The 19,708-nt window shown below is 63.8% G+C and carries 15 protein-coding genes and 4 pseudogenes; 9 read left to right on the top strand and 10 right to left on the bottom strand.

Annotation, left to right across the window (positions count from 1 at the left end):
• Positions 1 to 120: 120 nt before the first annotated feature.
• Positions 121 to 2,967, bottom strand: a complete 2,847-nt coding sequence (locus tag PQI07_RS31375) for a bifunctional transaldolase/phosoglucose isomerase (RefSeq protein ID WP_274928791.1) — start codon at positions 2,965 to 2,967, stop codon at positions 121 to 123.
• Positions 2,968 to 3,150: 183 nt separating this feature from the next.
• Entirely contained in the window at positions 3,151 to 5,226 is a 2,076-nt protein-coding gene (gene tkt, locus PQI07_RS31370) for a transketolase (RefSeq protein WP_274928790.1), read from the bottom strand.
• A 719-nt stretch (positions 5,227 to 5,945) separates the two neighbouring features.
• Here tkt and PQI07_RS31365 point away from each other — a divergent pair.
• Together PQI07_RS31365 and PQI07_RS37980 are read left to right on the top strand one after the other, a co-directional pair.
• Positions 5,946 to 6,839 (top strand): fructose bisphosphate aldolase, encoded by an 894-nt coding sequence (locus PQI07_RS31365; protein ID WP_274928789.1) that lies wholly within the window; start codon positions 5,946 to 5,948, stop codon positions 6,837 to 6,839.
• A gap of 230 nt (positions 6,840 to 7,069) precedes the next feature.
• Positions 7,070 to 7,291: a transposase gene (locus tag PQI07_RS37980; RefSeq protein ID WP_446720993.1), complete on the top strand. Its 222-nt coding sequence runs from the start codon at positions 7,070 to 7,072 to the stop codon at positions 7,289 to 7,291.
• On the opposite strand, the pseudogene tnpC reads toward PQI07_RS37980, so the two are convergent.
• The 3 genes and pseudogenes from tnpC to PQI07_RS31345 form a co-directional block, all read right to left on the bottom strand.
• Positions 7,260 to 8,219 (bottom strand): annotated as a pseudogene (gene tnpC / locus PQI07_RS31355) (IS66 family transposase); the annotation flags it as partial. The gene PQI07_RS37980 and the pseudogene tnpC overlap by 32 nt on opposite strands.
• 114 nt (positions 8,220 to 8,333) lie before the next feature.
• Entirely contained in the window at positions 8,334 to 9,347 is a 1,014-nt protein-coding gene (locus PQI07_RS31350; RefSeq protein ID WP_274928787.1) for a methyltransferase, read from the bottom strand.
• Positions 9,348 to 9,954: 607 nt separating this feature from the next.
• Positions 9,955 to 10,185: a hypothetical protein gene (locus PQI07_RS31345; protein ID WP_274928786.1), complete on the bottom strand. Its 231-nt coding sequence runs from the start codon at positions 10,183 to 10,185 to the stop codon at positions 9,955 to 9,957.
• 494 nt (positions 10,186 to 10,679) lie between these two features.
• Between PQI07_RS31345 and PQI07_RS31340 the strand changes: the two are divergent.
• The 3 genes and pseudogenes from PQI07_RS31340 to PQI07_RS31330 form a co-directional block, all read left to right on the top strand.
• Positions 10,680 to 11,693 (top strand): annotated as a pseudogene (locus PQI07_RS31340) (IS110 family RNA-guided transposase).
• Positions 11,694 to 12,033: 340 nt separating this feature from the next.
• Entirely contained in the window at positions 12,034 to 12,198 is a 165-nt protein-coding gene (locus PQI07_RS31335; RefSeq protein ID WP_274928785.1) for a hypothetical protein, read from the top strand.
• A pseudogene (locus tag PQI07_RS31330) lies at positions 12,120 to 12,428 on the top strand (transposase); the annotation flags it as partial. The gene PQI07_RS31335 and the pseudogene PQI07_RS31330, both read left to right, overlap by 79 nt.
• A 346-nt stretch (positions 12,429 to 12,774) precedes the next feature.
• On the opposite strand, the gene PQI07_RS31325 reads toward PQI07_RS31330, so the two are convergent.
• Both PQI07_RS31325 and PQI07_RS31320 read right to left on the bottom strand, forming a co-directional pair.
• Entirely contained in the window at positions 12,775 to 13,023 is a 249-nt protein-coding gene (locus PQI07_RS31325; protein WP_274928784.1) for a hypothetical protein, read from the bottom strand.
• Positions 13,024 to 13,335: 312 nt separating this feature from the next.
• Positions 13,336 to 14,556: a cytochrome P450 gene (locus tag PQI07_RS31320; protein ID WP_274928783.1), complete on the bottom strand. Its 1,221-nt coding sequence runs from the start codon at positions 14,554 to 14,556 to the stop codon at positions 13,336 to 13,338.
• A gap of 276 nt (positions 14,557 to 14,832) precedes the next feature.
• Here PQI07_RS31320 and PQI07_RS31315 point away from each other — a divergent pair, with 276 nt between their 5' ends.
• Positions 14,833 to 15,315, top strand: coding sequence for a hypothetical protein (locus tag PQI07_RS31315; RefSeq protein ID WP_274928782.1), 483 nt, complete (start codon positions 14,833 to 14,835; stop codon positions 15,313 to 15,315).
• A 213-nt stretch (positions 15,316 to 15,528) separates the two neighbouring features.
• Here PQI07_RS31315 and PQI07_RS31310 read toward each other — a convergent pair whose 3' ends face one another.
• On the bottom strand, positions 15,529 to 16,068 hold the full coding sequence (locus PQI07_RS31310) for an alpha/beta fold hydrolase (protein ID WP_274928781.1): 540 nt from the start codon (positions 16,066 to 16,068) through the stop codon (positions 15,529 to 15,531).
• Between the two features lie 1,080 nt (positions 16,069 to 17,148).
• Between PQI07_RS31310 and PQI07_RS31305 the strand changes: the two genes are divergently transcribed.
• From PQI07_RS31305 to PQI07_RS31295, 3 genes are all read left to right on the top strand, one after another.
• Entirely contained in the window at positions 17,149 to 17,502 is a 354-nt protein-coding gene (locus PQI07_RS31305) for a hypothetical protein (protein WP_274928780.1), read from the top strand.
• Positions 17,503 to 17,979: 477 nt separating this feature from the next.
• Complete coding sequence (locus tag PQI07_RS31300; protein WP_274928779.1) at positions 17,980 to 18,102, top strand: hypothetical protein; 123 nt, start codon at positions 17,980 to 17,982, stop codon at positions 18,100 to 18,102.
• Between the two features lie 328 nt (positions 18,103 to 18,430).
• Positions 18,431 to 19,003, top strand: coding sequence for a Ros/MucR family transcriptional regulator (locus PQI07_RS31295; RefSeq protein WP_274928778.1), 573 nt, complete (start codon positions 18,431 to 18,433; stop codon positions 19,001 to 19,003).
• A 150-nt stretch (positions 19,004 to 19,153) separates the two neighbouring features.
• On the opposite strand, the pseudogene PQI07_RS37975 reads toward PQI07_RS31295, so the two are convergent.
• A pseudogene (locus tag PQI07_RS37975) lies at positions 19,154 to 19,282 on the bottom strand (SDR family oxidoreductase); the annotation flags it as partial.
• Positions 19,283 to 19,314: 32 nt separating this feature from the next.
• Positions 19,315 to 19,395 (bottom strand): hypothetical protein, encoded by an 81-nt coding sequence (locus PQI07_RS31290; RefSeq protein WP_274928929.1) that lies wholly within the window; start codon positions 19,393 to 19,395, stop codon positions 19,315 to 19,317.
• Between the last annotated feature and the right edge of the window lie 313 nt (positions 19,396 to 19,708).

The raw sequence follows: 19,708 nt of genomic DNA, 5'->3' as shown, positions 1-19,708 counted from the left end.
CTTTCCCTCTCCCTTACCGTAACGGTTAGAGATAGCGGGATTATTAGAAAGGAGTAGCATGGTGCATTCCGCGCCACTTCCACCTGCAACTTCGCCCTTCAACGAGGTTGCGAAAGGCAGTCAAGCGACGGCCGCCTTCAGCGCCGCCGCGACACGCTTCAGTCCGGTCTCGAGATCGCCCTTGATGTGCACCCGCAGCGCCCGGCGGCCGCGCTCGGCGAGCACCGCGAAATCGCCCCGCGCCTGCGCGGCCACCACAGTGGCGAACCCGAGCTTGCGGCCGGGAATCGGCAGGTCCTGCGTCGGGTCCGCGGTGATCTGGAGGAACACGCCGGTATCCGGGCCACCCTTGTAGGCCTGACCGGTGGAATGCAGGAACCGCGGCCCGAATTCCAGGCAGGTCGCGACCTTGCGGGCGTCCCGAATGGCGATCCGTGCCTCCTGCAGGATGCCGGCGGTCGTGGCATTGCGCGGCACGTAGGCGAGCAACCCGAGATAGTCGCCGTCCTTCAGCCGGCCGAGCTGCGCCTTCAGCGCCGCCTCGAGGCCATCCGAGGCCTGCTTCAGGCCGTCGGCGTTGCGCGGGTCGGCGTAGAGGGCGGTCGCGTTGTCGGAGAAGAGTGGCGTCTCCGGGGGAAGGGCGCCGCTCGCCTCGGCTTCCGCGAACAGCTTCTTGGTCTCGACCTTGCTGGCCTCGACATCCGGCTGATCGAACGGGTTGATGCCGAGCACCGCGCCCGCCACCGCGGTGGCCATCTCCAGACGGTAGAATTCCTGGGGCAGCTGCTCGACCCGGTCGAGGGTGATGCGGGCGATCGGGTGGCCGTCCCGCTCCAAGGCGCGCAGGGCCTCGTCCTGCGCCGCCTCGGCTTGGCCATCGAGGCGCAGGTAGATGAAGAACCGGTCGCGGCCGTAGACTGCCGGAACATCGACCGGCTCGCCGTCCACCGGCACCAGGCCCTTGCCCTGCTTGCCGGTCGATTCCGCGATGAGCTGCTCGGCCCAAGCGCCGAAGCTGTCGATCGCCGGGGAGGCGATGACCGTCACCTTGTCCCGCCCCGCGAGCGCCGCCGCGCCCATGGCGGTGCCGAGCAGGACGGCGGGGTTCACCGCCGGAGGGACCACCGGCCCGCAGGAGCGAACCATGATCCGTGCCGTCTCGAGGAGCGCCTTCACGTCGAGGCCCATGGCGGCCGCCGGCACGAGGCCGAAGGCCGAGAGCACCGAGTAGCGCCCGCCGATCTGCTTCACCCCATAGAAGATCTTCTTGAAGCCGTCCGTCTTGGCGGCGCGCTCCGTGTCGGAGCCCGGATCCGTGACCGCGACGAAATGGTCGCCGGCCCGATCACCGAGCACCTCCTGGGCGCGGCCCAGGAAGTAGTCGCGAAACACGTTGGGCTCCAGCGTCGAGCCGGACTTCGACGCGACGATGAACAAGGTCTTGGCCAGATCGATGCTCGCTTCGAGGGCGCGCACCTGATCCGGATGCGTCGAGTCGAGGATCTGAAGCTTGGGGAAACCCTCGCGGGGACCGTAGGTCAGGCTCAGCACCTCCGGGCCGAGGCTCGACCCGCCCATGCCCAGTACCACCGCGTCGGTGAAGCCCTGGCCCTTCACCCATTCGGAGAAGGCGGCGTAATCGGCGGCCTTCTCAAGCTCCTCCTCGACGATGTGCAGCCAGCCGAGCCAGTTCGCCTCGTCGTGGCCCGACCACACGGTGGCATCACCCGCCCAGAGCCGGCGGATCGCGCCGCTCGCGCGCCAGGATTCGACGGACTTCTTCGCTTCGTTCGCCAGCGTCTCGTCGAGCGCCAGGCTCTGCCCGTCCAGCCGGTGGCCGAGCAGCGCCGCGCGCTTGCCCGCCACGGCGCCGAGCAGATTGTCGGCCGCGTCGATGAAGAGCTGAACGCCCTCCCGCACCAGCTGCTCGGCGATTGTCTCGATGTCGATGCCCGTCCGGGCCAAGCGCGCCATCACGGCCTCGGCGCCGGGCACGTCCTCCTCGATCGTCGCCCGCACCACGCCGTGATCGCGGAACGCGTCCATGGTTGCGGGCGGCATGGTGTTGACGGTGTTCGGGCCGATCAGCTCCTCGACGTAGAGGACGTCGGAATAGGCCTTGTTCTTCACGCCCGTGGAGGCCCAGAGCAGCCTCTGTGCCTTGGCGCCCTTCTCGGCGAGCGCCGTCCACTTCGATTCCGCGAAGATCCTCTTGTAGCGCTGGTAGGCGAGCTTGGCGTTGGCGATCGCCACCTTCCCCTTGAGCTGCTCCAGGGCGATCTTCTCGTCCGGGTCGTTGGCCTGCGCGATCTTCTCGTCGAGGAGCTTGTCGACCAGCACGTCGATGCGGCTGATGAAGAAGCTCGCCACGCTGGCGATCCGCGAGACGTCGTGGCCGGCCTTCGCGCGTTCGTCGAGACCGTCAATGAAGGCGCGTGCCACCGCCTCGTAGGCCTCCTGCGAGAACAGCAGGGTGACGTTGATCGAGATGCCCTCGCTGGTCAGTTGCCGGATCGCCGGGATGCCCTGGGGCGTCGCCGGCACCTTGACCATCAGGTTGTCGCGGGAGACGGCCTTGTGCAGGCGCCGCGCCTCGTTCAGCGTCTCCTCGGTGTCGAGGGCGAGGTAGGGCGAGACCTCCAGGCTAACGTAGCCGTCGGCGCCGTCGCTGGCCTCGTAGACCGGGCGGAGCACGTCGGCGGCGGCCTGGATGTCGGCGATGGCGAGGCCTTCGTAGAGGTCGATGACGCGGCTGTCGCCGGTCGCCTGCACGGATTTCAGGCTGTCGTCGTACTCGTCCGAGTGGCCGATCGCCTTCTCGAAGATCGACGGGTTGGAGGTGACGCCCCGCAGGCCGTCGCGCTCCACGAGCTGCTTCAGCTCGCCTTTCGCGACGAAGCCGCGTGCCACGAAGTCGAGCCAGACCGCCTGATCCTGTTCGTCGTGCAGGGCCTTGAGCGCGTTCATGTCGATTCCTCGTCTCGCGTACCGCGTCCCGGCCCCGGAACGCGCTCTCCTCGCCCTTGTGGGGAGGAGTCTGGGGATCGAAGATCCCGCGTGGGGGTGGTGCAGACGGAACCTGGGCGCTCGAACCTGCACGACCTCCGACCCTGACCCCGCTCCGCAGGAGGGAGGGGTACGGTGCTCCGCCTATTTCCTGTGCTTGGCCACCTGTGCCTTGGCGGCCTCCAGGACCTTCTCGGGGGTAAAGCCGAACTTGGTCTGGAGATCCTTGATCGGCGCCGAGGCCCCGAAGGTGTGCATGCCGATGATCGCGCCCTCGGTGCCGGCGTAGCGGTCCCAACCGATCACGCTGCCCTGCTCGACCGCCACCCGCGCCTTCACGGCCGGCGGCAGCACCGAGTCGCGATAGGCCTGATCCTGCCGCTCGAACAGCTCCCAGGACGGCAGCGACACCACCCGGGCCTTCACGCCGTCGGCCTTCAGCGCCTCGTAGGCGCCGATGCAGAGCTGCACCTCGGATCCGGCGCCCAGCAGGATCACCTCCGGCGTGCCCTCGCAGTCGGCCAGCACGTAGCCCCCCTTGGCGGTTCCCGAAGCCGCGCCGAACTTCGTACGGTCGAGCGTCGGCAGCGGCTGGCGGGAGAGGGCGAGCACCACCGGCTGGTTCTTCGACGAGAAGATCACCCGGTAGGCCTCGGCAACCTCGTTGGCGTCGGCCGGGCGCAGGGTCACGAGGCCCGGGATGCAGCGCAGCGACAGAAGCTGCTCCACCGGCTGGTGGGTCGGCCCGTCCTCCCCCACGCCGATCGAATCGTGGGTGAAGATGTGGAAGACCGGCAGCTCCATCAGGGAGGCGAGCCGGATCGGCGGCCGCATGTAGTCGGCGAAGACCAGGAAGGTCGCGCCGTAGGCCCGCAAACCGGAGAGGCCTAAGCCGTTCACGATCGAGCCCATGGCGTGCTCGCGGACGCCGAAATGCAGGTTGCGGCCGCCCGGCGAGAACGGACCGAAAGAGCCCGCGCCCTCGAAGGTCAGGTTCGACTTGTTGGACGGCGTCAGATCGGCCGAGCCGCCGAGGAGGAACGGCACGTGCTCGGCGATGGCGTTGAGCACCTTGCCGGACGATTCGCGGGTGGCGAGACCCTTGGCGTCCGGCTCGAAGACCGGGATGTCCTTCTCCCAGCCATCCGGGAGGCGGCCCTCCAGGAAGGCGTTCAGATCCTCGGCGTGATCGGCATCGGCCTCCTTGGCCTTGGTCAGCAGGTCCTGCCACGAATCGTAGAGGCCGGCGCCGCGCTTGCCGATCCCGTCCCGGAAGTTCTCCTGCACGCCGTCCGGCACGAGGAACTGGGCATCCTCCGGCCAGCCATAGGCGCGCTTGGCACCCTTGACCTCGTCCTCGCCGAGCGCGTCCGAATGCGCCTTCGACGTGCCCTGCTTCTTCGGCGCGCCGTAGCCGATCACTGACTTGACGATGATCAGGGTCGGCCGGTCGCTGGTTGCGAGGAACGTCTCGATCGAACCCGCGAGCGCATGCACGTCGTTGGCGTCGGCGACGCGCAGCACCTGCCAGCCATAGGCCAGGAACCGGGTCGCCACCTCCTCGCCGAAGGCCAGTTCGGTGTGGCCCTCGATGGTGACGGTGTTGTCGTCGTAGATCCAGCAGAGGTTGGCGAGCCGCAGGTGGCCGGCCAGCGATGCGGCCTCCGAGGCGACGCCCTCCATCAGGTCGCCGTCCGAGCAGATTGCGTAGACGTTGTAGTCGAACAGCGGCAGGTTCGGCCGGTTCAGGTGCTGGCCGAGGAAGCGGCTGCCCATCGCCATGCCGACCGAGTTGGCGACACCCTGGCCGAGCGGGCCGGTGGTCGTCTCGACGCCGGTGGTGAAGTGGTATTCCGGGTGGCCGGGCGTGCGGCTGTCGAGCTGGCGGAACTTCCGGATGTCCTCCAGCGACACAGCCGGGGCGTTGCCGCCGTCGCTCTCGGCGACGCCCGCGAGGTGCAGAAGGGCGTAGAGCAGCATCGAGGCGTGGCCGCAGGACAGCACGAAGCGGTCGCGGTTCGGCCAGTGCGGATGCGCCGGGTCGTAGCGCAGGTAGCGGTTCCACAGGGTGTAGGCGACAGGCGCCAGCGCCATGGGCGCGCCCGCATGACCGGAATTGGCCTTCTGCACCGCGTCGATTGCCAGCGTGCGGATCGTGTTGATGCTGAGCGTATCGATCTCAGCCAGGGCCGCCTTGGCGGGAGTGTCAGCACCGCTCATTGCAATCAAAAATCCCTTTTGGAACTAGTACTTTCAGAAGATCCTATAAGTTTCACCACTCAACTCAAGCCGACCATAAATTAGTATCTCCCGAAGAGAATAAACAAATTATGCGTTAAAATCACATCAAGATACGCCAATACATCAGCATATTGAGACAAGCAAGTGTTCGGTCCATAGACAATAAATCGACCACGCCGATAGACAAACTCTCGATGTCATCCTGAAATGCGTTGCAATAACTGAAAAATCAAGCGAGACTCATCAATAAAAAGCCAAACGATTATCCGAGACCTAACGCGAATTCTGCTGCGTCATTGCTGATATTCTTATCTTATCAGATTTGCGAACGCACGAAGAAAGGATGTCCCAATTCATTATCACATCTTTCCTCATTTTCGGTTTGGCCCAAGCTCGTTCGAATAGGCCCAACTATTTGATTAGCAGCACCTCAGGCATCCGGCGCCCATCTCCGGAATCGACGACGGAGCCCCATAAATCTACCTGCGGAAAGCCACGAGCTCACCAAAAGCTTTTTTTACAGGCCTTGTCTACATCGATCGGGAATTATTGTGTTACATTTGCAATAATTGCATCCGGTGCCAAGTCCCTTGCACATTCCTCAGCCCTCGCCGCAATCTGGCGAGCCCTCACTTGTTATTGTGCGTCGATAGCTCCAAGGGATGCTATGGGCGGAAATTAAAACGGGAAGCATGGCCATGTTGAAGACTGAGATGACTGCGCGAATCAAAGCTGACGGGTTCATCGCCGCTCTAGATCAGAGTGGAGGCTCGACTCCTAATGCACTGCGCCATTACGGCATACCCGAAGACTCCTTTGAAGATGAAGCACAGATGTTCAGTCTGATGCACGCCATGCGGGTACGTATTATATCGTCTCCCGCTTTTACCGGAGCGAGTATAATAGGTGCGATTCTTTTCGAGGGGACGATGAACGGGCTTGTCAATAATCGACCAGTCCCGAGTTATCTGTGGGAAGAGCGCGCTGTAGTGCCGTTCCTTAAAGTTGACAAGGGCCTTGAAGCCGAAACTCATGGTGTTAATCTAATGAAGCCGATTCCCAATCTGGACTCGGTTCTTGAGCGTGCCACAAAACTCGGTGTTTATGGCACTAAAATGCGCTCCTTGATAAATTTTCCAGATCAAAAAGGTATAGCCACTCTTGTGAACCAGCAATTTGCGACTGCGGCTACAATCGCAGCGCATGGCCTGATGCCAATCGTTGAGCCGGAGATCTCGATCGAAAGCCCTTACAAGCAAGCTGCGGAGGAAATACTTTTAGCGGAACTAACAGCTACCCTGGACGCCATGACGGAGGACTCGCAGGTTATACTGAAGCTTACATTGCCTGACGTGCAGAATTTCTATGCACCGCTGATTGATCACCCGCGAGTAGTCCGAGTCGTGGCCCTCTCCGGAGGGTTTTCACGCGCCGAGGCTTGTCGGCGGCTCGCAAAGCAACGTGGTATAATTGCTAGCTTCTCTCGTGCGCTCACCGAAGAATTAAGGGTCTTCATGGAGGAAGACGATTTCTGTAGTACGCTTTCAAAATCTGTAGAGCAAATTTACTCGGCCTCCGTTCACAAAACTTAGAAGGATCTGTACCATAAAGGGGTCGCCGTAAAACCGAAGGCCCCTCCCGGGGTGTCGGTCATCGTCGCCTGCCCAGTGGCACGCCCTGCTGCTGGAACGCTGCCTTTATGCGCTCCAGCGAGCCTTCCGCATCCCACTCGCTCGTCGCTGCACCGTGAGCGCTGTCTGGGCGGCACCTTCCGGCAGACGGTGTGAAGGCGACATACGGAGCGGATTGGGAGCTCCGTCACATGTCGATGTCAGGGCGTATGGCTATGTCGGAGCCGATCCGGCGCCTGGAGCTGTTCACCGGAGACGGCCCGCGGTGGACGTGGTCGGATGAGGAAAAGGCCGCCATCGTCGCCGAGAGCGATGGGCCGGGCACTTCGATCAGTGCGGTGGCGCGCCGGCATCGATTGAGCGCCTCGCAGCTGTTCACATGGCCGAGAGCGTCGAGGCAGCCAAGTGGATGACGCGCTCGGCCAGGGCGAAGACGTTCTGCAGCCAGAGCTGCAGGCGCGAGGGGACGGGATCGTCGCTGACCTCGACGACGTAGGCGACGTCGCGGGCCAGATGCGCCAGGCAGGTCTGGTGCTCGGCGGCGTGGCCCTGCTGGGCCGTGTAGCGATCCGAAATCCGCACCTTGGATCGATGCCCGTCCATCATCTCGTGCACCACGACGGCGCCGCGCGTCGGCGAGGCCGCGTGCACCACCGCGTCGGCCGAGTGGAACAGCCAGTGGTAAGCGTTCGAGCCCTCGATGCGCACGCCGGTCCCGTCGCAGGCGACAACCTCGGCCCGGCGCAGGGTCGCGATGGCCGCGTCACGACCGGCACGGAAGCGACCCTGCGCGCGGCGGAGCAGGTTCATCAACCCGCCCTGGCTGAGCGTGAGGCCGAACAGGTCGGAGAGCGCCGCCTGCAGCCGTTCGTAGGACAAGGCCTGAAAGGTCTTGAGGTACGTCGCCACCGCGTGCAGCCGTGGGCCGAACGGGGTGCCGCGCGCCGCTTCCGGCACCGGTGCGACGACCCGCTCCCCACAGCTCGAGCAACGCACCGCGAGCCGGTTGGGCTGCCTCACGATCGGCGCCACCGCGGGCAGCTCGATTTGCTCAGAGACGCTGACGACCTGCGCCGGAAGAGCGGCGTGCAGGCTGGCGCCGCAGCACGCGCACGCCGCGGGACGATGTTGGACGATCGTATCGGGATCATCGCTCAGCACCCGGCTGTGACCCTCGTGACCAGGCTTGGCGCCGCCGGGCTTGGAGTGCTCGCGCTGCTCCTTGCGATCCGTCGCAGGCGGCTTGGAGGAGGTGCGTGAGGTATTCTCCGGACGCTGCAGCCGCAGCACCAACTCGATCAGCTCCTCGCGGCTCAGCCGTTCCAGTTCGCTGCGGCCCATCTCACAAGGGAATCAGCGAAATCAGACCCGCGCAAGGGCGCGGGTAATTACCATACCATGTGTGTCGAAGCTTCGGCGCGCACACGCTTACAGCTGTCTCCTGCCGCCGCGATGTTAAGCCGACGGAATGCATGAAGCTACCAAGATTTTGAGAGGGGATCCAGTTTCAATGACCTCGTCGAGCTGGAAACCTGCACTTGTGAACAGCGAGCAGAACTGATCCAGCGTCCGCTCGCATCCCCCGAGCACTACCAGCATAAGCAGATCGGTCCACTTGCTATGACTCGGTTCCGGGCCGGTCGGCACGACGGCGTCGACCACCAGCAGACGAGCCCCGGGTTTCATTGCTCTGCGCACCGTGGTGAGGATCTTACACGCTTTGTCGTCCGCGTAATCGTGCATGATCCACCGCAACAGGTAGGCGTCAGCACCTCCCGGTACTGCAACAAAGAAATCGCCGGGTAGGAACGTAAGACGTGGGTGCTGTAGCATGTGCACAGCAATCTCGGGTTTGTCGAAGAGCAGACCGCGCACGTTCCGACACTGATCTAAGATTGCCAATAGCTGCGTGCCGATCCCGCCGCCAATGTCAGCGATGACCGGAAATTGCTGCCAGTCGTAAGCGTTCGTGACCGCGGGTGTGATGAGCGATGACGTGGCTTGCATAGACTGATTGAACAGCCTAGCGGCCTCCGGGTTACGCCGTCCGAATTCCCAGAGGTCGCAACCGTGGACTTTCTCGAAAGCCGTGTTGCCGGTCCTGACCGCATCCGTCAGCCCGGACCACACTCGTCGATGACCACCAATATCGCTGAGATGACTGAGGATCAGTGCACGCTGGGAACCGGGAAAATCCCGGCGCAACAAAGTGCTTGCATCGGTGTTGGCGAACACCTCCGGCGATACTTGGCTGAAGAAACCGTCGCTCTCTAAGGCTCGCAATAAGCGGTAAAGCGAAGGGGCATGGGTTCCGGATCGCTCGGCAACCGCAGCGAGCGAGAGGGGACCATCCGCCAGAAGCTCGGCTAGATCGAGAACGACCGCAGTCTCAAGTGCATGTGCCTGCCAAACCGCACTCCGAATTTTTCGGATCTGCTCCTGAATTTTTACGATTTTTTTTGCATCCATTACCTGCACCCACATAGTGCTACAGATGACTACGAACAGTAAATCACAGTAGAGCCGATTTCTGAGGGCTAATATAGACTGTTAACCCTGTATCAATTGCCGCTACTGCAGAATGCGGCGGAAAACGTTTCAGCAATGTGACGCTCAGCTGGCCTATTAGCTACAGCCATAGTCGCTGCGATCAATATTAGACTGTTTTCGAATGCGAAAGTTAGAGCGTGCCCCGGGGACCGGGCCTGTCGCGAACGCGAATGCGCTGAGGTTACGCCGTGCTGGCGTGCCTCGACCAGCGCGCGTGCTGGTCGAGGCACGCCGCGCCTTTGGCTTAGTAGGGCTGGAAGCCGTGTTGGATCAGGGTACTGGAGATCGCTTGATCGACGGCGGGTGGCCAACTCGAAGAAGTTGGCGGTCGGGCGTTCACAATCTCCGTCACCTGTTAACGCATGCGCGCTACGCCGCCGGCATGTCCGACCAGCCGGCGTCGGCCAACCTCCCTCCCGCCGTGGCCTCCTGACGCGACCAGATCGAGCGTCTGAGCGAGCCCGCTGCTTCCCCGAATCCGGGCCGTACTCGTCGACAAAGATGATGCCGTCGGCTTCAAGTGTGCTCACCGCAGCAGCTTGGCCGCCATGGTTGCGCTGGTGATGAACGCGGCCGCTCCAAGAACCGCGACGCTGAACCACCATAGCACGCGGTCGAACCGTGTGGGTCTGTGGTAGCCGACGAGCGGATCCTCGACCAAATCAATTAGCTGGTTGGGGTCGCTAAGCAGCAGCCGGTTGAGGCTTTCCGGAAGCGGGCGCACTAGCGGGTTGGCGACGTTCCGATCCTTGGCCATAATCTATCCTTCCAACGAGCACTTCGCCTTCAGCGCCTCTTCTGCGAATGGTCGCCGTCGAGCCTGACCGGATCGTGTTCGATCGCTTCCCCTGCTAGCGGACGAAGCCACGTCAGACCTGAGGTATCCCGATCTGGGAGTTTGCAGCGAAGGGGCGCGGGTACGTTAGAGAGCCCTTTGATCTTACCACGGGGCGGTATAAGCGGCGGCCTGAGCGAGGATTTCACCACAGCGCCCAGGCCACCTGCCGCAAGCCGTGCATTGAACGAATCCGACTGGTAGCAGCCGGACTAGGGCGGAGCTACATTACAGCATGATTTCAGTTCGGGGATGCAGCCTGTAATGCGGCGGTGCGCTACGCCAGCGGCAGCCCGGTCCGCACGCCCCAAGCCTTCGCCCGGCTCTAGGTGTATGAACTGATGCGGTGGATGCCCCCACCGACCGGCATCTCGTATGCCTGACGGTTGTATCGGAACCGATCATAGGGGTCATCGATGACGACGATCAGCATGTTGGCAGTCGATCTGTCGAAGGGCAGCTTTCAGGTCTGCGCCGTAGGTCCGGACGGGACGGTTCTCTATAACCGCGCGCTGTCGCGCTCTCGATTTGCCGCACTCCTTGCCGATCAACCGGCCTGCGTCGTGGCAATGGAAGCTTGTGCGACGTCGCATCACTGGGGTCGTGTGGCCCAGAAGAGCGGTCACGAGGTCCGGCTGGTGCCGGCGGTCTACGTGAAGCCGTTCGTCAAACGCCAGAAGAACGATCGTGCAGACGCAGAGGCGATCGCCGAGGCGGCCGCGCGCCCGAGGATGCGCTTCGTGGCGGTGAAGAGCGCCGAGACGCAGGGCCGCGCGGTGGCGTTCCGCACGCATCAGTGTCTGGTCCGTCAGCGCACGCAGCTGATCAACGCGCTGCGCGGCCATCTGGCCGAATTCGGTGTCGTCGCTCCGAAGGGGCCGGCCTACCTCAAGGTGCTGGAAGAGGCTCTGGCCGACGAAGTCGCTGATCTGCCCGTCGCGGTGCGGGCGATGGGGACTATCTATCTCGACCAGATCGCGGGGCTGACGCAGGTGATCGAGCGGCTGGCCGACGAACTGGAGACGGCGTCGCGGACGGACACCGATCTGCGACGCCTATGCACCATACCGGGGATTGGGCCGGTGACCGCAGGGGCCGTCGCCGCCTTCGCTCCGGATCTCGACACGTTCGCCAGCGGACGCAACTTCGCCGCCTGGCTCGGTCTCGTGCCGCGGCAGCGATCCACGGGCGGCAAGGCCAAGCTCGGTTCCGTCAGCAAGATGGGCCAGACCGATATCTGACGGCTGCTCATCGTCGGGGCCATGAGCGTGATCCGCTGGGTGGTTCGCAAGGGCGGGAGCGCGAACCGCTGGCTCGCGACCCTCGTCACGCGCAAACCGAAGATGGTCGCGGCGGTCGCGCTGGCCAACAAGATGGCGCGGATGATCTGGGCCGTGACGACGAAGCAGGAAGATTACCGGATGGCGTGACCGGAGCCCCGAGCGGGCGAAGGCACGTCGTGGCCGCGAGGCCGGGGCGAGCGATCGATGAGGAGTAGGCGACACGGACTTCGAAGTTCAAGGCAGGGACATTCAGACCCGGGGCTCGAGCGCATGCAGCTCTCTGAACCGATGTGAACCCAGCCTTCCGAACAGCATACCGGCCCGTGGCGTCATCGAAGGCCACATCGTGAGGCCTGACACACGTCCGATCGAAGACCCCGCCGAAACCTCAAAGATCATGCTTGCCAAACAGGGGGCATCCACACACGTCCCGTCCGGACCTACGGCGCAGACCTGAAAGCTGCCCTTCGACAGATCGACTGCCAACATGCTGATCGTCGTCATCGATGACCCCTATGATCGGTTCCGATACAACCGTCAGGCATACGAGATGCCGGTCGGTGGGGGCATCCACCGCATCAGTTCACTATCGGCCGCCACCAGCTTGCGGCTCTCGTCGGCATCGCTCCGATCAACCGCGACTCTGGCCTGATGCGGGGCCGGCGCTCCATCGCGGGCGGGCGAACGTCGGTGCGGGGCGTGCTGTACATGGCAGTCCTGACCGCCATCCGGCGAGGCTCTCCGTTCCGACCCTTCTACGAGCGGCTCATCCAGCGTGGCCGACCGAGGAGGGTTGCCCTCGTGGCGGTAATGCGAAAGCTTCTGGTGACGCTCAATGCCATCGTCCGCAACCGCACGCCCAGGCAGCCACTCACCGCTTGACCTTCAACACAGCCGCTCCGTCGTTCGGGCGCTGCCGTGGAGTACTTGGCTCATAGGGCATCCCTCGCAGCATGGTGGTCTACCGTACCACCACACCGCGGGATCAAACACCTAGACCGCGGCGAGCGCCTCGATCGGATCGTCCCGGGTGGCCAGCAGCCCGTGGAGCGGTCGCACGCCCTTGGCCTCGTGCCCGCGTTGGACGCCCATCGCGCTCCAATTCCGCCAACCGTCCTACGGCTGGCCGTCCATCCGCTTGATGCGGCCGACGTGCTGGCCGGCCTCTTCGGCCCCGAAATCGTCGTGGGTGCCGAGGAAGGTGCGGGCTTAGGTGAAGGTCACGACGTTACGCCGCCGCCAGGAGCCGAACACGCGCCGCCACTAGGCGTTCGCCGTCTGTGCGCACCGGCATGTCGGCGGAGACCTGCTGGACGAGCCCGCGCAGATCGTGGGGTGGTTCGTGCAGCGCTGGAGTGTCGAGGTCACCTTCCAAGAGGCGCGCGCTCACCTCGGGATGGAGACGAGAGCGGCAGTGGTCGGACAAGGCCATCGCCCGCACCACGCCCTGCCTGCTCGCCCTGTTCTCGATCGTCACGCTGCTGGCTGCACGGCTCCCGGCCCGCCTACGGCAACGGATCGCGGCCGCCGCGTGGTACCCCAAACCGCGCCCGACCTTCGCCGATGCTCTGGCCGCCGTGCGCTATGCGATCTGGCGCGAGCGGACTTTGGCAACATCACCGCGCCGATGCGCCCGAACAAAACCCCGCTTCCGTTTGCCAGCGCCCTGGGCCTATGCCCTCTGCCACGCCGCAGGAATGGCCAAAATTAAGCTTAGAGGTCCGGCAACTTTGGCTCGAGGAGGCAGAAGTTGGATCTACGCCTGGGGGCGGGCGTTCAACCTACCGTCTCACCCCGCCCGCAACCAGACGGCTTTATAGCCGTTGAAGCCCGGCACATTCTTGCGTCGCAGCATGTGAGGCGATGCCAGACACAACTGCGGGAAGCGCTCGAACAGGGCCGGCAGGGCGATGCACGCCTCGAGCCGCGCCAGCGAGGCGCCGAGGCAGAAGTGCGCGCCCCCGCCGAAGCTATAGTGCTTCCGGTGCGCACGACCGATGTCGAAGGCGTGCGGCTCCGGGTGCAGGGCCGGATCGTGGTTGGCCGCGAGCAGCATCGCCGTGACCGTCTGGCCCGCCTCGACCGGGCAATTGCCGATCTGGCGATCATGGGTTGTGTACCGGGAGACAGCCGTGAATGGCGGGTCGAAGCGCAATATTTCCTCGACGGCATCCGGCCACAGCGCATGATCGGACCTCAGGCAGGCAAGCTGCTCAGGATGACGCAGCAACGCGACAACTCCGTTGCCGATCAAATCGGTCGTCGTGAGGTTGCCGGCCAGAAGCAACAGCAGGGCGACGCTGACGATCTCGGCCTCGCTCAGACTCTCGCCCTCGCTCTCGGCGCGGGCGAGCGCGCTGATCAGATCAGCGCGCGGGCACTCCCGCCGCACGGCGAGCACATCCTTGATGCAACCGTGGATGCCGGCGAACGCCGCCCCCCGCCTCCGCTGCGCGTCTTGCGATGGGTCCGACGTCGGCACGGCGACGATGTCATCCGACCAACGCTTGAACTGCTCGACGTCCCCCTCATCCACGCCGAGCATGGCGGCGATGACGAGTGTCGGCAGCGGCGCGGCGTAGGCCGCGATCAGGTCGAAGGGGCGGTCCGTGTCGACGCGGTCAAGCAGATCGGAGCAAATCGCCTCGATCCTGGGCTGCAGCGCTTTGACGGCGCGGGCCGTAAAGGCCTGCGCCACGAGTCCCCGCAGCCGCGTGTGGTCCGGGTCGTCCATCTGTAGCATCGAGAAACGGCCGCGGTCGGCCTCTGTCAGGCCGCGGCGGCCGTGCGTCGTCAGCCGGCCCTTGAACGGGTCGCTCGACAGGGTGCGGTCGGCCATCATGGTGGCGATGTCGACGGCACGTGTGAGCACGACCCGGTCGAAGTCGCGATCCTGGAAGACCGGATTGGCCGCGCGCAATCGGTCAAGGCGCTCATGCGGCCGCTCCGCGAAGACGGGATCGCGCGCAGTCAGTGCTAAGCCGCCATCGATATGCGATTGCGTCTGCATGTCAAACTCCCTCCCCCGCGCAGCATCTCCTGACGCTCTCAGGTTACACAGCGATTTCAGAGGTTGGCTGGCGAACGCGCGATCACATGATCCACGTTTTTCCACGCTTGTGTCCAGACAGCAGACAGTCGCTAAACCACCCCGGGCGGTCATTCGGCAGTGTGGTTCAGCTTGTCTGGAAAAACGACCGTTTTCGCAACAAATCCAGACGGACGCGAAAACGTCTCCTAAGCGATCTGAACTTCTCTGGTGCTGATAAATTCGGTAAATGCCCCAATGCCTGTCCTGACCGACCGCCAAAGGATCGAACTCGCGGTTCCCGCCTACCTCCTCTACGCGCTCACCGGGGCGCCGGACGTGTTCGTTCCAGCTGATCCGGATCTCGTCGCGAGAGCGGAGGCGGATATCGCTGAACTGCGCGGCAACCTGCGGACTGCCTGCCTGGAGCCGTTTGCGGACCTGCCGCCTTCCAAAAGGCAGGCGCTCATACGCCGCCTTGAACGCCTCAAGCGGTTCGTGATCGTAGACTGGCACGAACGCCCGGCACTGAGCCTCATGCTGATGCTCTGGTGCTTCCTCAAGGATCTCACCGATCGTGAGGTCCTGATCCTGTGGGAGGGCTCGGCGATGGATCGGGCGACGCGGAAGCTGATGCCGATGTGCGAGCATGGCTTCGAGAAGCAAGAGGACGGCGTTGCAGCTCAGGAGCAGGCATGCGCGTTGCTCCGACGCCTCCAGGCTGAGGGACTATACCGCTGATCTCCAGCCTGAACTCGCAGCCGCAGCCGCTTTCGACCCAACTACGGAGTTTTCGGGGACTTTAGCATCGCCCAAATACCGTCAGGCCTCCCGCTACCGTTCTTGGCGGCCGTGCGCTCGTGGCCGCTACTCCGGGCGCCCAAGTTGGTCTGCCGAAGCTAATATCCGGGATGCGGATCGCTTCGGCATACGTAAGCTTGTCACGGAGCCGGTTCACGGGCCGAGGGATCTGACGAACGCGATCAACGCCTCGTTGACCTCTTGAGGACGCTCCTGCTGGGTCCAGTGCCCGCAGCCCGGCAGCGAGATGATGTTCTTTAGGAGAGGCACGCTCGTGGGAAGGGCCGCGATGAGGCAGTCCATCCCAGGACACTGCGGCACGACATCCTGGTCGCCGGCCAAGAAGAGGGCGGGAACGCCGATTTTGGCACCCTTGTAGGGCCGTCCCAGCTCCCAGTTACGATCGATGTTCCTGTACCAGTTCAGGCCCCCGCGAAACCCGCTCCGCGCGAACGTTTTGACGTAGGTGCCCAGCTCCTTCTCCGTCAGCCAGGCGGGACGGCCGATCGCCTCTGGCAGAGCGGCCGCAAAGCCACCGACGCGGGGAACCATCATCTCGGCGGGCATGCCCTTGATCGAACGGCCCTTCGCCGGCCGCTCGCCCGAGAGGAGCCAGAGGAAGCCGCCGAGCGCGCGCGCGACGTCGCCCTCCATCTCTGCCTCGGCGAGGCCGGGCTCCTGGAGGTGACGCATGTAGAAGTCGAGTTCGCCCGCGACGGGCCACGCCGACGACGGCCTGACATCGCCCTCCGGGATGTTCGTGTCGAACTACAGCGGTAACGCGATCACTTGCCGGCATTCGGAACTGTCCCTATCCGGGAGCGCTACGGCAGCAGGGCCCGAGCGGCCGTGGCCCCGACAGCGAGGCGGCAGCTCCCAAGCGTCCTTGCCCAAGTTCCCAGACTACTTGCGGCTGACGCTGGACGCAGCAAGCTGCGGTCGGACGGTCCCAATCGGGTCAACATTGATCGACACCGCGACGTCTGCTTCCACCTGTCGCACACGCGAGAGCAGTCGGGCGCCTCCGGCCAGCGCCCATCCAATGTCGAATGTCCGCTTCTTCCATCTGGCATCCGTAACCAGACCCTCGCAAGCCCACCCTGTGCTGTCGTTGAAGGCAAAGCAATATACGTCAAATGTCAGATTGTTTTTGCTTTTTGAAGCGATGGTTGGCCGCCGTAGCTATCGGCAGCTCTCAGCGGTGGCTCGCTCAGAAGCAGACTGGCAGAAAACCACCTAGCTCGGCCCTTATTCAGGGCATCACGCCTGTGAGCCCACAAGCCGCCAGGATCGTCACCAGCACCGTGAAGCTCACCAGCCAGCCTGTACCACCGATCCGCAGCGTAGGAAAAGGGACCGTCGCAAGCATGCCCGGCCGGATCAGGGGCCGATGCACTAACGAACTGACAGAAACGGCCAAACGCACTTCATTAATTCTGAAATCAAATCGACATAATATTGTAACACAATGATAGTACAAATATCTCGGTGACATAGGTTCGGATTGGATGGCCCGCCGCAACCTGGGGAAGAGCGTCTTTCGTGGACCGAGGAAGTTGTGCCTGCCTACCGTCTCCAAACAACGATGCGGTTCACGGACGGGCGCGATGGCTTCGCCATCGACAATATCGACATCGAGACGACGGATATAGAGAGCGCCCTTGCCCTCGCGCAGGAGTGGCGCCCTGAGGCGTCGGGCCTCGCGGTAGACGTGTTGATGCTGCTTAGCCCGGAAGGAACAGTCCTCTGGAGCCTCCGGTGCATTGGCGAGCCATGAGCGAGGGTCTGCGCCAGGCGATGCTCGGGCGGATGAAGGCCCTCCAAGCCAATATCACAACGTTGAACATGATCGCTGACGAATTGGAGAAGTCCGCCAACCTGCTAGATGCCCAGCCTAAAGCCAAGGACATGCGCGGTCTCGCACGGCGGCAACGAGTAAAGGTCCTGGAGATGCGGACCCGTTCGCTGCGCTCCAGAAGGTCTACTCCGAGCGCTATCATCGCGAAGCATGAGCCGGTTCAAGAGCCCCCCAAGCGGATGAACTTGGCGCAGTCATCGTGGACGGCGCGGGCACTGGACTTGGCTGAGATGAGCCAAGGCCCCTGGAGCCGCCGGCCGCGCCCATGAGCGTTAGCGCGGTGGCTGCCGGCGGCACACGTGTGGCTAACCCGCTAGGCAGGCGATTCCGAGTTGGCCGGTTTGGCCGTTCGTCGGATCGGCCCTGGGGAGCCTTGACCTACTGAGCGCGGCTTTTTGGACCGGACTACCTGCGCCCCAGGTCGCACTGAGACGTCTGAGCAGCTCATCAAGCAGATGAGGCATTCATCATCTCGATTGCGGCGCCTACCGTGACCTCACGCTCGTTACTTCAACGCAGGAGGCTCACATGTCCCTCACCGCTCACTCCCCCGCCCGCACCCGCCGCTTCACAGCCGCCAAGCTGCTGCCGGTCGTCTTCGCCGGCCTAGCCTTCAACAGCACGGTGCTCGCCTCCGCTGCGCAGGCGCGTTCGCTGTCTGCAGCCTCGTTCGACATGCCGGCCGCCGCTCAGCTGGTAGACCTGCCGATGCTGAACGTGAGACCGGCTTTCGCCGCATCAGCGCGGTGGGCCAGACCAAGTCTCCGGGCGCGGCCCTGGACGAGCGGACCGGCTCCACGGCCGCGCTCGACACCAAGAGCCGGCAGCTCGATTGGCTGATCAACAACGCCATCTGCACAGGGTGCTGATCAAATTAGTGTGACGCAACGACGCCCGGCGCCCCCTGCCGCCCGTGAAGTGGCGCACCGTAGAGTAAATCCGCGCGAAAGTCGGCCGTCAGCGCGTGCACCGATCGCCACTGACCGTCTACCTGCACGAAGAGCACTGGACCTAAGCCCGACGCTTCCCATAAATCCACGTCTTCCCATTCCCAATTGCTCGCATTTTGATGTGCGTTGGGGATTGGCCGCCAAATCGGAAGATACCTAGCGCACAGTGCTCGTTTTCCGCAGAGAAGCCCTTGACGAACCTCCGAAGCCGTCGTGTTCGTTGCGCACGTACATCAAGGAGGCACAAATGGATGAAAGCACATCAGTTCCGACAGCAGCTAAGGTTGATGTTACAGAACTCGCCGCCGACATCGTCTCGGCATACGTGTCGAACAACTCGGTTCCGGTCGCTGAGCTGCCGGCACTCCTATCCGGCGTTCACGCTGCAATCGCCGGTTTGATCAGCGCACCATCTTCCGCCGCGCCGAAAGTGGAGAAGCCGACCCCCGCCCGGATCCGTAAATCGATCACACCGGATGCTCTGATCAGCTTCCTTGATGGCAATCCGTACAAGACGCTGAAGCGGCACCTGAGCGGCAACGGACTGACGATTGAGGAGTACCGCGAGCGCTTTGGCCTGCCGCGCGACTACCCCACCACGGCGCCCAACTACTCGGCCCTTCGGTCGGAAATGGCTCTTAGGCTCGGTCTCGGCAATCAGCGCCGGAACGCGGCGCCGAAGGTGGCAGAGGTCGCCGAAACCATCACCGAGCCGAAGGCCCGCGGCCGGAAGAAGGCTGCTGAGCCTGCAGCTACACCTGCCGAGAAGCCGGCTCGGGCCCGCAAGCCGAAGAAAGCCGCTGCTACGGTTGAGGCCTGACGGACACGCAGTTTGAACCTCGCCGCCCGATCTGCTCACGGGCCGGCGGGGCTCAGTGCCGTTTCTCACAGCCGGATCCCGGATCGGGATGCCAGTCGGTAATGGCGGTCGGTCCAGGCCAGATTGGACGGACTGTCACTCCCCATTGTTTTAATTGAGTTTTAGTCCTCCGTCCGACAGCAGGATCTCTCCGGTAAGATAATCCGACGCCGCCAGCAGAGCGACGGCCTGCGCAATGTCCTCCGGCTTGGCAGCTCGACGCATTGGCGAGCACTCCCGCCAGAGCGTCTGCGCGGCGGTCTAATCAGCAGTCAGGGGTGTGTCCACCAATCCAGGGCAACGGCATTCACCCGGATGTCCGGGGCCAGCGATACGGCCAGCAGCCGGGTCATGTGGTTCAGTGCCGCTTTCGAGGCAGCATACGGGAAGGGGAAGATCACGGAGGCCGAGGCGCTGTCCGGCCTGATCGAGTCTCGGCAGCCGTCCGCCGGCTGACACGACTCGCCCCGGCGCCAAAGTCCCACAGGAACTTACCGAGACGAGGGAAGGACTGGCGGCCAAGCTCGCGTAGGAAGCTCTAGGAGGACCGTCGGCTCGTGCCCGCGCACGGATGCCTCGCTGGAGCCCCGTCGCCGTTGGGCCGCCTCGGGGCGGCTTCCACCGGGGCTCGCGGCCCGTTTCACGCTGGCGGAGCAGGCGGTCCTC

This window comes from Methylobacterium sp. 092160098-2, assembly GCF_028920805.1.
In the GTDB taxonomy this organism is placed as follows: Bacteria; Pseudomonadota; Alphaproteobacteria; order Rhizobiales; family Beijerinckiaceae; genus Methylobacterium; species Methylobacterium fujisawaense.
This window is presented reverse-complemented; position numbering and strand designations above follow the sequence as displayed.

Bases quoted from the DNA above. Each gene is read 5' to 3' on its own strand.
- PQI07_RS31365 (WP_274928789.1), top strand. From the start codon at position 5,946: ATGTTGAAGACTGAGATGACTGCGCGAATCAAAGCTGACGGGTTCATC.
- PQI07_RS31345 (WP_274928786.1), bottom strand. From the start codon at position 10,185: ATGGCCAAGGATCGGAACGTCGCCAACCCGCTAGTGCGCCCGCTTCCG.
- PQI07_RS31320 (WP_274928783.1), bottom strand. From the start codon at position 14,556: ATGCAGACGCAATCGCATATCGATGGCGGCTTAGCACTGACTGCGCGC.
- PQI07_RS31315 (WP_274928782.1), top strand. From the start codon at position 14,833: ATGCCTGTCCTGACCGACCGCCAAAGGATCGAACTCGCGGTTCCCGCC.
- PQI07_RS31290 (WP_274928929.1), bottom strand. From the start codon at position 19,395: ATGACCCGGCTGCTGGCCGTATCGCTGGCCCCGGACATCCGGGTGAAT.
- tkt (WP_274928790.1), bottom strand. From the start codon at position 5,226: ATGAGCGGTGCTGACACTCCCGCCAAGGCGGCCCTGGCTGAGATCGAT.
- PQI07_RS31375 (WP_274928791.1), bottom strand. From the start codon at position 2,967: ATGAACGCGCTCAAGGCCCTGCACGACGAACAGGATCAGGCGGTCTGG.
- PQI07_RS31295 (WP_274928778.1), top strand. From the start codon at position 18,431: ATGGATGAAAGCACATCAGTTCCGACAGCAGCTAAGGTTGATGTTACA.
- PQI07_RS31305 (WP_274928780.1), top strand. From the start codon at position 17,149: ATGAGCGAGGGTCTGCGCCAGGCGATGCTCGGGCGGATGAAGGCCCTC.
- PQI07_RS37980 (WP_446720993.1), top strand. From the start codon at position 7,070: ATGTCGATGTCAGGGCGTATGGCTATGTCGGAGCCGATCCGGCGCCTG.
- PQI07_RS31350 (WP_274928787.1), bottom strand. From the start codon at position 9,347: ATGGATGCAAAAAAAATCGTAAAAATTCAGGAGCAGATCCGAAAAATT.
- PQI07_RS31335 (WP_274928785.1), top strand. From the start codon at position 12,034: ATGCTGATCGTCGTCATCGATGACCCCTATGATCGGTTCCGATACAAC.
- PQI07_RS31310 (WP_274928781.1), bottom strand. From the start codon at position 16,068: ATGCGTCACCTCCAGGAGCCCGGCCTCGCCGAGGCAGAGATGGAGGGC.